At 46.2% G+C, this 12,531-nt stretch carries 15 protein-coding genes; 2 read left to right on the forward strand and 13 right to left on the reverse strand.

Translation table 11 applies throughout. The features are described from left to right. Nucleotide 1: 1 nt before the first annotated feature. The 5 genes from MKY41_RS18360 to rpsF all read right to left on the reverse strand — a co-directional run bounded on the left by MKY41_RS18360 (nt 2) and on the right by rpsF (nt 4,270). Nucleotides 2–1,972 carry a DHH family phosphoesterase gene (locus MKY41_RS18360; protein WP_340746439.1) on the reverse strand — a complete coding sequence of 657 codons (1,971 nt, stop codon included), beginning with the start codon at nt 1,970–1,972 and terminating at the stop codon, nt 2–4. A gap of 13 nt (nt 1,973–1,985) precedes the next feature. Beyond that, the gene (locus MKY41_RS18365) at nt 1,986–2,924 is read right to left on the reverse strand and encodes a YybS family protein (RefSeq protein WP_340746440.1); all 939 of its coding nucleotides are present in this window, start codon (nt 2,922–2,924) and stop codon (nt 1,986–1,988) included. Between the two features lie 204 nt (nt 2,925–3,128). Beyond that, nucleotides 3,129–3,365: a 30S ribosomal protein S18 gene (rpsR, locus tag MKY41_RS18370; RefSeq protein WP_340746441.1), complete on the reverse strand. Its 237-nt coding sequence runs from the start codon at nt 3,363–3,365 to the stop codon at nt 3,129–3,131. Between the two features lie 48 nt (nt 3,366–3,413). Next, complete coding sequence (gene ssb / locus MKY41_RS18375; RefSeq protein ID WP_340746442.1) at nt 3,414–3,935, reverse strand: single-stranded DNA-binding protein; 522 nt, start codon at nt 3,933–3,935, stop codon at nt 3,414–3,416. Nucleotides 3,936–3,982: 47 nt separating this feature from the next. After that, nucleotides 3,983–4,270, reverse strand: coding sequence for a 30S ribosomal protein S6 (gene rpsF / locus MKY41_RS18380; protein WP_041072381.1), 288 nt, complete (start codon nt 4,268–4,270; stop codon nt 3,983–3,985). 225 nt (nt 4,271–4,495) lie between these two features. Here rpsF and MKY41_RS18385 point away from each other — a divergent pair, with 225 nt between their 5' ends. Continuing rightward, the gene (locus MKY41_RS18385) at nt 4,496–5,062 is read left to right on the forward strand and encodes a DUF3267 domain-containing protein (RefSeq protein ID WP_340746443.1); all 567 of its coding nucleotides are present in this window, start codon (nt 4,496–4,498) and stop codon (nt 5,060–5,062) included. A gap of 221 nt (nt 5,063–5,283) precedes the next feature. On the opposite strand, the gene ychF is transcribed toward MKY41_RS18385, so the two are convergent. From ychF to MKY41_RS18400, 3 genes are all read right to left on the reverse strand, one after another. Beyond that, a complete protein-coding gene (ychF, locus tag MKY41_RS18390; protein ID WP_340746444.1) occupies nt 5,284–6,384 on the reverse strand; it encodes a redox-regulated ATPase YchF in 1,101 nt (366 codons plus the stop codon). A 91-nt stretch (nt 6,385–6,475) separates the two neighbouring features. Beyond that, complete coding sequence (locus MKY41_RS18395; protein WP_041072384.1) at nt 6,476–6,673, reverse strand: DUF951 domain-containing protein; 198 nt, start codon at nt 6,671–6,673, stop codon at nt 6,476–6,478. 18 nt (nt 6,674–6,691) lie between these two features. Then, nucleotides 6,692–7,477, reverse strand: a complete 786-nt coding sequence (locus tag MKY41_RS18400; RefSeq protein ID WP_340746445.1) for a mechanosensitive ion channel family protein — start codon at nt 7,475–7,477, stop codon at nt 6,692–6,694. A gap of 185 nt (nt 7,478–7,662) precedes the next feature. Between MKY41_RS18400 and yyaC the strand changes: the two genes are divergently transcribed. After that, a complete protein-coding gene (yyaC, locus tag MKY41_RS18405; protein ID WP_340746446.1) occupies nt 7,663–8,217 on the forward strand; it encodes a spore protease YyaC in 555 nt (184 codons plus the stop codon). A gap of 1 nt (nt 8,218) precedes the next feature. On the opposite strand, the gene MKY41_RS18410 is transcribed toward yyaC, so the two are convergent. The 5 genes from MKY41_RS18410 to rsmG form a co-directional block, all read right to left on the reverse strand. Further along, on the reverse strand, nt 8,219–8,926 hold the full coding sequence (locus MKY41_RS18410; protein WP_340746486.1) for a DUF554 domain-containing protein: 708 nt from the start codon (nt 8,924–8,926) through the stop codon (nt 8,219–8,221). 167 nt (nt 8,927–9,093) lie between these two features. After that, entirely contained in the window at nt 9,094–9,933 is an 840-nt protein-coding gene (locus MKY41_RS18415; protein ID WP_340746447.1) for a ParB/RepB/Spo0J family partition protein, read from the reverse strand. Then, nucleotides 9,926–10,687 (reverse strand): ParA family protein, encoded by a 762-nt coding sequence (locus MKY41_RS18420; protein WP_041072386.1) that lies wholly within the window; start codon nt 10,685–10,687, stop codon nt 9,926–9,928. The genes MKY41_RS18415 and MKY41_RS18420 overlap by 8 nt, the downstream gene beginning before the upstream one ends. A 155-nt stretch (nt 10,688–10,842) precedes the next feature. Then, a complete protein-coding gene (gene noc / locus MKY41_RS18425) occupies nt 10,843–11,706 on the reverse strand; it encodes a nucleoid occlusion protein (protein WP_340746448.1) in 864 nt (287 codons plus the stop codon). Between the two features lie 89 nt (nt 11,707–11,795). Next, nucleotides 11,796–12,512: a 16S rRNA (guanine(527)-N(7))-methyltransferase RsmG gene (gene rsmG / locus MKY41_RS18430; RefSeq protein WP_340746449.1), complete on the reverse strand. Its 717-nt coding sequence runs from the start codon at nt 12,510–12,512 to the stop codon at nt 11,796–11,798. Between the last annotated feature and the right edge of the window lie 19 nt (nt 12,513–12,531).

Raw genomic sequence — 12,531 nt, forward strand, 5'->3', positions numbered from 1 at the left:
CTCAATTTCCCCTCTCCGTATGATTTTGAATGACTGCTCTTAACATTTCTTCGGCCTCTTCTACTGAATCGACTTCCAATTGACAGGCCGCATTGGTCAGATGCCCACCGCCGCCCAGCTCTTCCATGATCAACTGGACATTGAATTCACCTAAAGACCGGGCACTGATACCAATCTTTCCGTCGGCACGCGGTGCAATGACAAACGATGCCGTCACGCCTTGCATCGTCAGCAAGATATCGGCCGTTTGTGCAATCAAGACCGAACCGTAGGCAACCCCATCCGCCCCGGTGGCAATGGCAATACCATCGTCGTCTAAATCGACGGTCTCAATCAATTTTGCCCGTTTGACATACGTGTCGATGTCCTCTTTCAACAGGCGCTGAACGAGAATTGTATCCGCCCCGTTCGTCCGAAGATAAGAGGCCGCTTCAAACGTCCTCGAACCTGTACGGAGCGTAAAACTCTTCGTATCAACAATGATACCGGCTAGCAATGCGGTTGATTCGAGCATTGTCAGCTTCTCATGTTTTGGTTGATATTCGATCAATTCCGTAACGAGTTCGGCAGTTGACGAGGCATATGGCTCCATATAGACAAGCATCGTGTTTTTGATGAATTCCTCACCGCGTCGATGATGATCGATGACGACCATTTTCTCGGCCTTGTCCACAATCCGTTCATCAATGACCATGCTCGGTTTATGGGTATCGACTACAATGACGAGCGATTTACTCGTCATCATCGCCAATGCCTCATCCGGGCTGATGAATTGCCGGAAAAGCTCCGGCTCGCCCTCGATTTCATCCATCAACCGCGTGACACTACCATCCAGCTCATTGAAATTGATGACGATATATCCTTCTACATTATTCATGCGAGCCATCTTCCTGACACCGATGGATGCGCCAATCGCGTCCATATCCGGCATGCGATGCCCCATGACAAACACTTTGTCGCTCCCTTGGATTAGATCGCGCAACGCATGGGAGATGACGCGTGCCCGGACACGCGTCCGTTTTTCCACCGGATTCGTTTTCCCACCGTAAAACTTCAACTTGCCGTCGGACCGTTTGATGGCGACTTGATCGCCGCCCCGGCCTAACACCAAGTCCAAACTGGATTGCGCCAGTTCTCCCAGCTCAATGAGGGAGTCCGATCCTGTTCCAACCCCGATACTGAGCGTCAGGGAAGTGCTCTGTTTCGCTGTCGTTTCCCGGATTTCATCCAAAAGGGAGAACTTCGATTTCTCCAGCACCACCAAGGTCCCTTCATTGAAAACGGCGAGAAACCGGTCGGAGGCGATTCGTTTCACGAAGATTCCATTCTTCGTTGCCCAATCATTGACCAACGAGGTAACAAGAGAGTTGAGCTGACTTCGCGTTTGGTCGTCCATTGTCTGGGCAACCTCGTCGTAGTTATCGACGAGTAGAATGCCGAGCACGGTCCGATCCGCGTCATACAACGATTCCATCTCTACTTGTTCTGTGACGTCAAATAAATAAATAAGTTTTTCTTCCACTTTATAAAAAATATTATACGAGCGATCTCCAATCGTCAGCAGGGAATGCTCGGATGTTTCACTTTTCACCAAAGGCTCGAATTGGTCGGATAAGCTGAACAATTCTTCGCCGATCAACGTTTCCATGTTGAACATCTTGGCGGCAAAAGGGTTGGCCCATTCGATCACCTGGTTTTCATTCAACAAAATGATTCCAATCGGCATTTCCAACAATGCTTCTTCGCCGACCTTTTTCATGCGGTACGACAGGGTTTCGATATGTTTTTCCGTTTCGAGGTAGGTGCGCTCTTCCGCTTTCCATGCAGCCCCGATGAAGATGGCGAACAGGACGGTGTACAAAAGACCGAACCAGAAATTGGACAAGAACAGCAACACGGCCGCCAAGACACCAAGAAGAGAAAGGGCTAGTAATGGATACCGGATTGCTCTTATTCTAAAAAAAGATGTCATCGTTCCCAGCTCCTTACTTTGTCTTGTCTCTTCCGATCCAGGCACGAATATTCACGCCCGTGTCCACAATTCCAAGGAATGTCGTCATCGGGCTTAGCAATAGCGCTAGGACCGTCAGCAGCCCGGTCACGGCCTTCGGGACCTTCATCGTGTGCATATAGTAATGGATCAACGAAATCCCTTGCAACAAGAATAGGACCCGCAAGATGATGGTCGCATTCATCGTCATCAAATAGAGGTCGGAACCCGGCTCCATTTTGACAAAAAGGGTGATCAGGATTAGTATTCCATAAACGACCGCAGTAATGAAGGGAAGTTTCATATTCCGGAATGGCGGAAATTTCGGGACTTCATGCCGCAGACGCCGAGCCACCGCCAGATTCAAGGAGACAAGGATAAATGCGACTGAAAAGATCCCCAAGATGAAAATGGCCGGGATGGTGTTCTCGTACATGGTGAACGTCGATTCCATCATCTGCTCGTAGCCCTCCGGCAGTCCGCCAAACGTCCTCATTGTTTCCGTCATTTGGTCTTGCATTTCGCGTAGGATGCGGAACAGTTCATCCACAAAGTTGAATTGGAATAAGAAAACGGCCCCTACATACATAAGGATAGTAGTAATGAGTAAAGACAAAGCAGTTGCCATGAAGATATACAATTTCGATTTTCCCAACTTGACGGTTTCTCCAATTACAAAACCGAGCAGGCCGAGGATAAAAGCGAGCGGAATCAGGAAGAGCCCCCCGACCAACATTGACAACAGCACGCCTGCAAACGTAACGAGCAGGGACGATGCCCGGTCATAGGTGAGCCGGTATAACAGGATCGGCAATGGGATGAAGAGCATCGTCACATTTCCGATAAAGGGCACATAGAGAGAGACCGCAAGCAAGATGGCAAAGAGTGCAATCATCATCGCTCCATATGTGATCTTTCTTGCATTATCTGGCATAGGTTCGTTCCTCCGGTCAGCAGCAGGGAACCTGACATTCACCTGTTCTGATTTTATTTCCCTCAATCTTTCAATTGTATCATGCTTTTTTCATTTAGACCAAAAACAGAACATACATTCCCGTCAAATAGTAAAATAAAAAGAGCAAAAAACCGCCTGTAAGCCGGATGTGCCGGACTGACAAGGCGGTCATGATGAAAGAAATTATTTATCTTCCGCTACGAAAGGAAGAAGTGCCATGATACGTGCGCGTTTGATTGCAGTTGTCAACTTACGTTGGTACTTCGCGCTTGTTCCTGTCACACGGCGAGGTAAGATTTTTCCACGCTCAGAAACGAATTTCTTGAGTAGGTCAGTATCTTTATAATCAATGTGTGTAATGTTGTTAGATGTAAAATAACAAACTTTACGGCGTCTTTTGCCTCCACGACGTGGTGCCATATCGTATTCCCTCCTTATTCACTTAGATTCGTCCGCTGCTGCCCGGTCTTAGAACGGCAGGTCGTCATCTGATACTTCAATCGGACCGCCTGTCGAAAACGGATCATCATCGGTACGTGTATAGTTTTGCTGACTCGGTTGGTGTTGTGGTTGATTTGGCTGGTAGTAAGGTTGGTTGTTCTGCGGCTGGCCGCCATAAGACGGTGCGCCTTGTTGGTACGATCCGGCTCTTTCCGTGTTCGCACTGGCATTGCGCGGTTCCAAGAATTGCGTGCTGTCGGCAACGACCTCTGTTGTGTACACGCGCTTGCCATCTTGTCCTTCGAAGCTGCCCGTCTGAATACGGCCATCCACTCCGACAAGACTGCCTTTTTTTAAAAAGTTCGCGATGTTCTCGGCCTGTTTCCGCCATGCGACGCAATTGATGAAATCCGCTTCCCGTTCACCTGACTGGTTCTGGAAAGCCCGATTGACCGCCAATGTGAAGCGGACAACGGCAATGCCTGTCTGCGTATAACGGAGTTCCGGATCTTTGGTCAACCTTCCTACTAAAACAACTCGGTTAATCAATACAATTCAACCTCCCTCATCATTTTGTAAGTGCCACTCTATTTGAATTATTTCTCAAGGCGAACAGCCATATGACGAAGGATATCTTCGTTGATGTTCGCTAGACGTGTAAACTCATCGATTGCTTCAGTTCCTGCGTTCACTTTTACAAGTTGGTAGAAACCTTCATGCAAGTCGTCGATTTCATATGCAAGACGGCGCTTGCCCCACTCTTTCGACTCGATGATTTCCGCTCCATTCGAAGTAAGGATTTCATCATAACGGTCGATCAATGCTTTTTTCGCCTCATCTTCTACCGTTGGGCGGATAATGTACATGATTTCGTACGTTCTCATCTTCAGTCACCTCCTTATGGACTTGGGCCCTGCTGTGACCAGCGGGCAAGGAGTAAGTAATGTTTATTACTCACATCAACACATTCTATCACATCTCCGTTAGGCTTACAACTTTTTTTCTTGTATAATGGTGACAGTCACCTAAACAATTTAAAAATGATTCTGAATCGTTTCAGATTTATAAAGGTGACTGTCACCTTTACAACGAGGTAGGTGGTGGGTAGGATGGATGAACAAAACAGTCCGGATCATATTGTGGAACTAGATCTGCCAAAAGTGGCGAAGTTCAGTATGCTGCTGACAGGAGTGTCCCTAGTTCTTTTATTCGTGACGAAAATATTGATCGATAAAGGCTTTTCAATCGAGATCACGCTCTGGAATACACTGTTATTTATCGTCGGTTATGTAGTATTGATCGTATTGCATGAAGGATTCCATTTGCTTGGATTCCGCATTTTTGGCAACGTGCCCTGGAAGCGGATGGTGGTCGGGGTCAATTGGAAGATGGGGGTCGCCTATGCCACTACCGACCAGTTGATGACGAACCGGGCCATCCGAAAAGCATTGCTCCTGCCATTCTGGACAACGGGAGTGGTGCCGGCCATTGCCGGGCTCGCCATGAGCAACGGCCTTCTGTTGGGGCTCGCCGCTTTCCTGATCGGCGGGGCGGCGGGGGACTTTGCCATGTACCGGGAACTGCGGAAGTTGCCGGATGAGTGGCTTGTGAAAGATGATCCCCAAATGCCTAAGCTGTATTTATTCAGACCTGAGCAAAGGAAAGTACAGGAGTGAGTTGAGGGTGGGAACTGGGGTGGTGGACGTGAATCATAAGGTGATGATGGCTTATGAGCGCGAGACACAGAGTTATAATCACAGAGCCTCGACTTATGGGCGTGGAACGCAGAGTTATAAGCACGAGACCTCGACTTATGAGCGCACCCCAGAAATTTACCAGCCTCCTCAAAAATAAAGCCCTGCCGCGGTATTCCACGGCAGGGCTTCTTACTATTCAATCAAACATTAAAGCGGAACAACATGACGTCTCCGTCTTTGACGATGTATTCTTTACCTTCGAGGCGAACTTTCCCCGCTTCTTTGGCAGATGCCATGGAGCCTGCTTCTACGAGATCGTCGTAGGCGACAGTTTCTGCCCGGATGAACCCGCGCTCAAAGTCGGTATGGATAATGCCCGCACATTGCGGCGCTTTCATCCCTTTGCGGAAAGTCCAAGCCCGGACTTCTTGCACGCCCGCTGTGAAATACGTGGCCAACCCGAGAAGATGGTAAGCAGCTCTGATCAATTGATCCAATCCTGACTCCTTGATGCCAAGCTCTTCAAGGAACATGGCTTTCTCATCGTCTTCCAGCTCCGCCATTTCTTCCTCAATCTTCGCGCACACTACGATGACTTGCGCATTGTCTTTCTCCGCAAATTCCCGGACAGCTTGGACATATTCATTGTTGTCCGCGTCGGCAATTTCATCTTCCGATACATTCGCCACGTAGAGCATCGGCTTGATCGTCAACAAGTGCATGCCTTTGACGACATTGTACTCATCCTCGGACAATTCCACCGAACGCGCCGGTTTCTCTTCTTCGAACGCCGCTTTCAGTTTTAATAAAACCGGTTCCTCGATCATGGCCTCTTTGTCTTTCTGTTTGGCCATCTTCGATACGCGGACCAAACGCTTGTCGACACTCTCCATATCAGCCAAGATCAATTCCAAGTTGATGATTTCGATATCGGCGATTGGATCGACCTTCCCGGAGACGTGTGTAATGTTTTCATCCGCAAAACAACGGACGACTTGGCAAATGGCATCCACTTCCCGGATATGGGAAAGGAATTTATTTCCCAACCCTTCCCCTTTACTCGCCCCTTCGACGATCCCTGCAATATCGGTGAATTCGAACGCGGTCGGTACCGTCTTTTTCGGAGTGACCAACTCGGTCAACTTTTGCAACCGTTCGTCTGGCACCTCGACGATGCCGACGTTCGGATCGATCGTACAGAACGGATAGTTCGCCGCTTCCGCCCCTGCCTTTGTAATTGCATTGAACAACGTCGATTTCCCCACGTTTGGCAGGCCGACAATCCCAGCTGTTAACGCCATTGTTTCCACAACCTTTCCATATATATCAATTCAATTGATTTCGTAGTCAACTCTTCCATTATAAGGACAACGAACCGGGATGTCTATCCGTTCAAGCCTCTGGTTCGGCTTTCACTAGCACTTTTTTCATCTTTTTGGAAAATTCGTTTCGTGGAATCATGACACTATGTCCGCAGCCTTCGCATTTGATGCGGATATCGGCACCCATGCGGATGATTTTCCAAGCATTCGTTCCGCACGGATGTTGTTTTTTCATTTCTACAATATCGTGCAGGCCAAATTCCTTCATCCTTCCCACATCCCTTTCCTATGAACTGGTAAATGATTTCGTGATGAGTGTCGGGTAAGGGATTTGAATCCCTTCCGAATCCAAATATTTCTTCAAGCCAACTGCAATCACGCGCGCACAATCATAGTGCTTCATCGGTTGCGTCTCCGCAATAATGCGGACTGTCATATCGGTATCGGTGAATTCCTGGGCACCGATCAGCTTGGGCGCCGTGATGAACTCTTCATGTCCGCTCGGCAAATTGGCCAAAAAGCTCTCCATCAAGCTTTCCGTCTTGTCGATGCCGGCCTCAAAAGGAATATGCACATCGACAATGGCCAATGAGTTCTCCAATGAATAATTGACCACTTGGGTAATGCCGCCGTTCGGAATGATGGACACTTCCCCCGTCGGCGACTTGACCTTCGTCGTCCGCAATCCAATTTCCTCAACCGTTCCTTCTGCCGATCCAATCTTCACATAATCCCCGACGGAAAACTGATCCTCGAAAAGGATGAAAAAGCCGGTAATGACGTCTTTCACTAAACTTTGTGCCCCGAATCCGACTGCAAGCCCAAGCACCCCGGCCCCAGCGAGAAGCCCTCTTATATCCATGAAGTAGGACAGGATTGCCAAGATAGCGGAAAAGTAAACGATATAAGACAGCGTGTTCTGCAGCAGTCGGAGAAGCGTGATTTCTCTTCGTTCCGAATGACGGAGCGGACCTTTCCATTTCAACTTGAAAATACGATTGATAAACACATTTCCCACTCTGACGACTAGCACCGCTAACAAGACAATGAGGAAAATTCGCAGAGATGTCATTCCGATTTTCTCCCAAGTCTCTGGACTGAATATGAACTTACTCGCTTTTTCTACCTCTTCAGGTATATCTACTTTTGGCAGAGCCACTAATTCTTCTCTCCCTCCCGTATAATTATCTGAAAATTAGCGTAAACTGCATGGAGGAATCTTCATGCGTTTTTAAAACAGATGATTGGAGTTTTTCTATGCATGCTATGATTGCTTCATCTCATGATTACCGGATCCATTACAAGGAAACAGGAGTCGTCTGGAAATTAAGTTCTTTGTTTCTTCAGCATATCCCGTTTACCTCCAAGGAAATCGTGTTTTTCTGTATTGGAACCGATCGTTCGACAGGCGATTCTCTCGGTCCATTGACAGGTTTGCATCTTTCGGAAAGTCCACTTTTCCCTTTTCCCGTAATCGGAACATTGGAAAACCCCTTGCATGCCCTTAATTTGCAACAGCATTTGGATGCTTGCAGGGAAGCCAATCCGGATGCCTTCATTGTCGCCATTGATGCTTGCCTTGGGAAAGGCAGTTCTATCGGACAATTGCTTTTCCATAGCGGTCCCATCCAACCCGGAAAAGCGGTAGGAAAGGAGTTGCCTCCCGTCGGAGATGTCTCCATCAAAGGGATTGTAAATATCGGCGGATTTATGGAGCATGCGGTCTTGCAAAGCACCCGCCTTCACTTGCCTTATGAAATGAGCCGGGTCATTGCTCGCGCCCTACAACTCGCTTACAATCGCAATGCTTGATTCAAAACAAAAAGACAATCGTCACGATAATCCCGACTACGAAGATTCCTGGGATTAGATTGGCGACCCGAATTTTTGTTAACCCAAGCAAGTTCAATCCGATGGCTGCAATCATCAGTCCCCCCGTCGCTGTCATTTCAGATATAAAAAACTGCAACAGCTCGTCTGGTACGATGCGACCTATTTGTGTTGAAAACAACGTGATGACTCCTTGGTATACTAATACAGGTATCGCTGCAAATGCAACACCGATGCCTAAAGTCGAACTGAGGATAATCGAAGTGAATCCGTCAATAATCCCTTTCATGACGAGGACATCATGATCATTGCGGAGACCGCTATCGATTGCCCCGATAATGGCCATCGATCCGACAACGAAAATGAGAGTGGCTGTCACAAAGCCCTGTGCAATTCCCAGCCCTTTCGTATCCGATGCTGGCATTTTAGATTCAATCCATTCGCCCAGTTCATTTACCTTCTTGTCCAAATCAAGCCATTCCCCTAGAACCGCTCCTACGACTATGGAAATGATGACAATTAATACTTGCGTACTTTCAAAAGTCATCTGTAATCCAATCGCCACGACAGCTAGTCCGATTCCATACATAACCGTTTCTCTCATCTTTTCGGGGATATTATGTAGAAACCTTCCGATCAATGCCCCGATCAGAATTAAAAAGAAGTTGACTAACGTTCCAAACAGCACCATTACTTCCATTCACCTTCCAACCAATTACGTCTCTTTTTGCACCACCGTTGCCTTCCACTCCAAGCAACTGGAGTCACCACGTACAAATCATTTGTTCGTTCAATACAGTTACATAGTAAATTAAAAATAAAACCTATTCTGCCCATATCGCAAAATAGGTACAATACTCACTCATTTAGTAATTCAAGAATCCGGTCCAAGTCTTCTTCTGAGAAAAATTCAATTTCAATTTTCCCTTTGTTCTTCGTCTTTTTAATGGTAACATTCGTCCCGAAGTACTCTCTTAAATTAGTTTCTTGCTCTACTAGGAAAATATCTTTCTTTTTATCCTGCTTTGTTTCACGTGGAACATCTTCATTTAATCGTTGCACGAGTTTCTCAAGTTGCCGGACATTCAGGCCTTCTTCGATTGTCCTTTCCGCAACGGGGAGTATTTGTTCTTTCCGACGGAGGCCTAATAATGTTCGGCCATGTCCCATGGAGAGCTTATGGTCAGTAATATAGTTCCTGATTTTCTCGGGTAACGACAGAAGTCGGATATGATTCGCTATATGAGGCCTGCTTTTTCCGAGTCTGAATGCAAGCTGCTCTTGTGTCAAATTTAAATTATCCATCAAGTTTTGATAGGCTTCCGCTTCCTCAATCGGCGTAAGGTCTTCTCGCTGCAAGTTCTCGAGAATTGCCAGTTCCATCATTTCAGTATCCGTCAATTCCCGAACAACAGCGGGCACTTCTTTCAGACCTGCCAATTTAGCTGCCCGAAAACGTCTCTCTCCGACTACTATTTGGTAGGTCGTCCCCATCTTGCGCAAAATGATCGGTTGAAGGATACCGTGTTCTTTAATGGAGTCGCTCAATTCCTGTATTGCCGTTTCATCGAATTTTTTTCTAGGCTGGTACGGGTTTACTTTGATACTTTTCACATGAACTTGTTCAATCGTTTCCCCTTTTGCCATAGACTCGCCGGGGAATAAAGCATTTAATCCTCTTCCAAGCCCTTTAGCCATTTTGTACCACTTCCTTTGCCAACTCTAAATAAACTTCTGCTCCTCGAGAACGTGCATCATACATAATAATCGGCTCGCCATGACTCGGTGCCTCACTTAGCCGTACATTCCTTGGAATGATTGTCCGATAAACTTTGTCTTGGAAATACTTCTTTACTTCCTCAATGACTTGGATTCCTAAATTCGTTCTGGCATCGAACATGGTGAGTAATACGCCTTCAATCATGAGATGTTCATTTAAATGCTTTTGTACGAGGCGAATTGTACTTAATAGTTGACTAAGCCCTTCCAAGGCATAATATTCACATTGGACCGGAATGATAATGGAGTCCGAAGCCGTCAAAGCATTGATTGTCAATAAACCGAGGGAGGGAGGACAGTCAATCAAGATATAGTCATACATCGATTTAGCTTCCTGGATTGCATGCTTCAATCGGACTTCTCTTGAAATCGTGGAAACCAGTTCAATTTCAGCCCCTGCCAATGAAATTGTAGCGGGAATGACGTCCAAATTTTCTACTTTGGTCGGATGAATTACTTCCTTAATATCAACGTCATCAATTAAAATATCGTAAATACAGTGATGCACATCGCCTTTATTGACGCCTACCCCGCTGGTGGCATTCCCCTGTGGATCGGTATCAATTAAAAGAACTTTTTTGCCGATATGGGCAAGGCAAGCACTTAAATTCACGGATGTCGTCGTTTTTCCGACTCCCCCTTTTTGGTTGGCGATTGCTATTATTTTGCCCACGCTTGCACCTCTTTCTATCTGTTTAAAAGTTCATTTTCCATATTCCTAGTTTATCAAAGATACTTGTAGAAGTGTGAGAAAACCTTAGAAAGGGAAAGGTTAACTGCCGAAACTTTAAAAAAACTCCTGCTTTCGTCCAGCAAGAGTTGATCGATCTATTTTTTCTTTGGTATTTTTACCGTAATGGTGTAAAAATCTTCCGTGTCTTCTTCTTCGGTTTTGACGTGAATCCCGCTTTTTGTGACGAGCGCCAACGATTGCCGGATCGTGTTGACTGCAATGCGGACATCTTTGCTCACGGACTTGCGGCGTGGCGCCTTGTTTTTTTCTTTAACTTTCTCATCTGGATTCAATAATTGCTGGATTCTTTCTTCCACCTGTTTGACATTCAGTTGCTGTTCCACTATTTCCTTGTAGACGAGTAATTGCAACTCAACCTCTTTTAATGGAATCAGTGCGCGTGCATGCCGTTCGGATATTTTTTTTTCCATAATGGCCTTTTGGATCTCTTCCGGTAGTTTCAGCAATCGTAATTTATTGGCAACTGTCGATTGCCCTTTTCCCAATCGCTGGGCCAATGCCTCTTGTGTGAGCGAATGAAGTTCCAATAATTTTTCGTAGGCGTATGCTTCCTCGATTGCTGTCAGTTCTTCCCTCTGCAAGTTCTCGATGAGTGCGATGGAGGCGGTTTCCTTATCATCTAAGTCACGGATAATAGCAGGCACTTCTGTCCAACCCAACTTTTTCATGGCCCGATATCGGCGTTCCCCAGCGATGATTTCATACTTTTCTTCGCCGGTTCTCCGTATGACAATCGGTTGGATGACCCCATGTGTGTGGATTGTTCTTGCTAATTCCTCAATCTTCTCTTCTGAAAAGATTGTCCGAGGTTGATATTTATTTGGTTTAATCCAATCTATTTTAACTTGCTCAATTTTCTCTTGATTATTTTCTTCATTCACTAAACTAGTTGATTCTTTGTCTCCGCCTCCGAAAAAACGTGAAAAAGGACTTTTCATTCCCGGCACCACCTTTTTTTGACTGCTCTCTAATCCAATAGTTCGTCATAAGAATAGTATATCCCTTTTATTGTTCCACGTGAAACAAATTATTGAATTGGGGATTTATTAGGAACTCCGGGTTTACGGGGATATTTCTTCGGAGTTTTCCCTTCTTTGACAAATACGGAAATATTACGTTCACTCTCTTCAACAGGCAATGTAAAACGGAATTGCTCTTGGAGAGAAGCACCCAAAACGGAGAGTGCTTTTTTTGCATCAGCCAATTCTTCTTCTGCGGCAGCGCCTTTCATGGAAATGAAGATCCCGCCTGATTTCACAAGTGGAACACATAATTCAGCGAGCACCGATAACCGTGCAACGGCACGCGCAGTCACCATGTCAAATTGCTCCCGATATGCTGCATTTTGACCAAAATCCTCCGCTCGGGCATGGACAAAGTGAACATTCTGTAGTTGCAATTCCTCTGCCAAGTTAGTTAAAAAGCCGATTCGTTTGTTTAATGAATCAACTATTGTCACATTCAACTCGGGAAAGCAGATTTTTAACGGGATGCTAGGGAAGCCCGCCCCAGCCCCGACATCACATAACGTCTTCTTCCCTGTGAAATCGACGTAAAAAGCTGCGGAGATGGAATCATAAAAATGTTTGAGATACACAGATGGCAAATCGGTAATCGCCGTTAAGTTCATCTTTTCATTCCACTCGACAAGCAGTTCAAAATACCGCTTGAATTGATGAATTTGGGTTGGATTCAATTCAATCCCTTGCTCCGTAAGTGCTTGGAGAAATGTCTCTTCGTTCACCAATCTTCCCTCCTATACT

Source organism: Sporosarcina sp. FSL W7-1349 (assembly GCF_038003045.1).
Classification (GTDB): domain Bacteria; phylum Bacillota; class Bacilli; order Bacillales_A; family Planococcaceae; genus Sporosarcina.

What these genes read in the sequence shown, in the direction of transcription:
- ychF (WP_340746444.1), bottom strand. Translation starts at nt 6,384, where the DNA reads ATGGCGTTAACAGCTGGGATTGTCGGCCTGCCAAACGTGGGGAAATCG.
- MKY41_RS18410 (WP_340746486.1), bottom strand. Translation starts at nt 8,926, where the DNA reads ATGGTGCTGTTTGGAACGTTAGTCAACTTCTTTTTAATTCTGATCGGG.
- rpsR (WP_340746441.1), bottom strand. Translation starts at nt 3,365, where the DNA reads ATGGCACCACGTCGTGGAGGCAAAAGACGCCGTAAAGTTTGTTATTTT.
- yyaC (WP_340746446.1), top strand. Translation starts at nt 7,663, where the DNA reads ATGCATGCTATGATTGCTTCATCTCATGATTACCGGATCCATTACAAG.
- MKY41_RS18360 (WP_340746439.1), bottom strand. Translation starts at nt 1,972, where the DNA reads ATGACATCTTTTTTTAGAATAAGAGCAATCCGGTATCCATTACTAGCC.
- noc (WP_340746448.1), bottom strand. Translation starts at nt 11,706, where the DNA reads ATGAAAAGTCCTTTTTCACGTTTTTTCGGAGGCGGAGACAAAGAATCA.
- MKY41_RS18385 (WP_340746443.1), top strand. Translation starts at nt 4,496, where the DNA reads ATGGATGAACAAAACAGTCCGGATCATATTGTGGAACTAGATCTGCCA.
- MKY41_RS18395 (WP_041072384.1), bottom strand. Translation starts at nt 6,673, where the DNA reads ATGAAGGAATTTGGCCTGCACGATATTGTAGAAATGAAAAAACAACAT.
- rpsF (WP_041072381.1), bottom strand. Translation starts at nt 4,270, where the DNA reads ATGAGAACGTACGAAATCATGTACATTATCCGCCCAACGGTAGAAGAT.
- MKY41_RS18415 (WP_340746447.1), bottom strand. Translation starts at nt 9,933, where the DNA reads ATGGCTAAAGGGCTTGGAAGAGGATTAAATGCTTTATTCCCCGGCGAG.
- MKY41_RS18400 (WP_340746445.1), bottom strand. Translation starts at nt 7,477, where the DNA reads ATGACATCTCTGCGAATTTTCCTCATTGTCTTGTTAGCGGTGCTAGTC.
- MKY41_RS18365 (WP_340746440.1), bottom strand. Translation starts at nt 2,924, where the DNA reads ATGCCAGATAATGCAAGAAAGATCACATATGGAGCGATGATGATTGCA.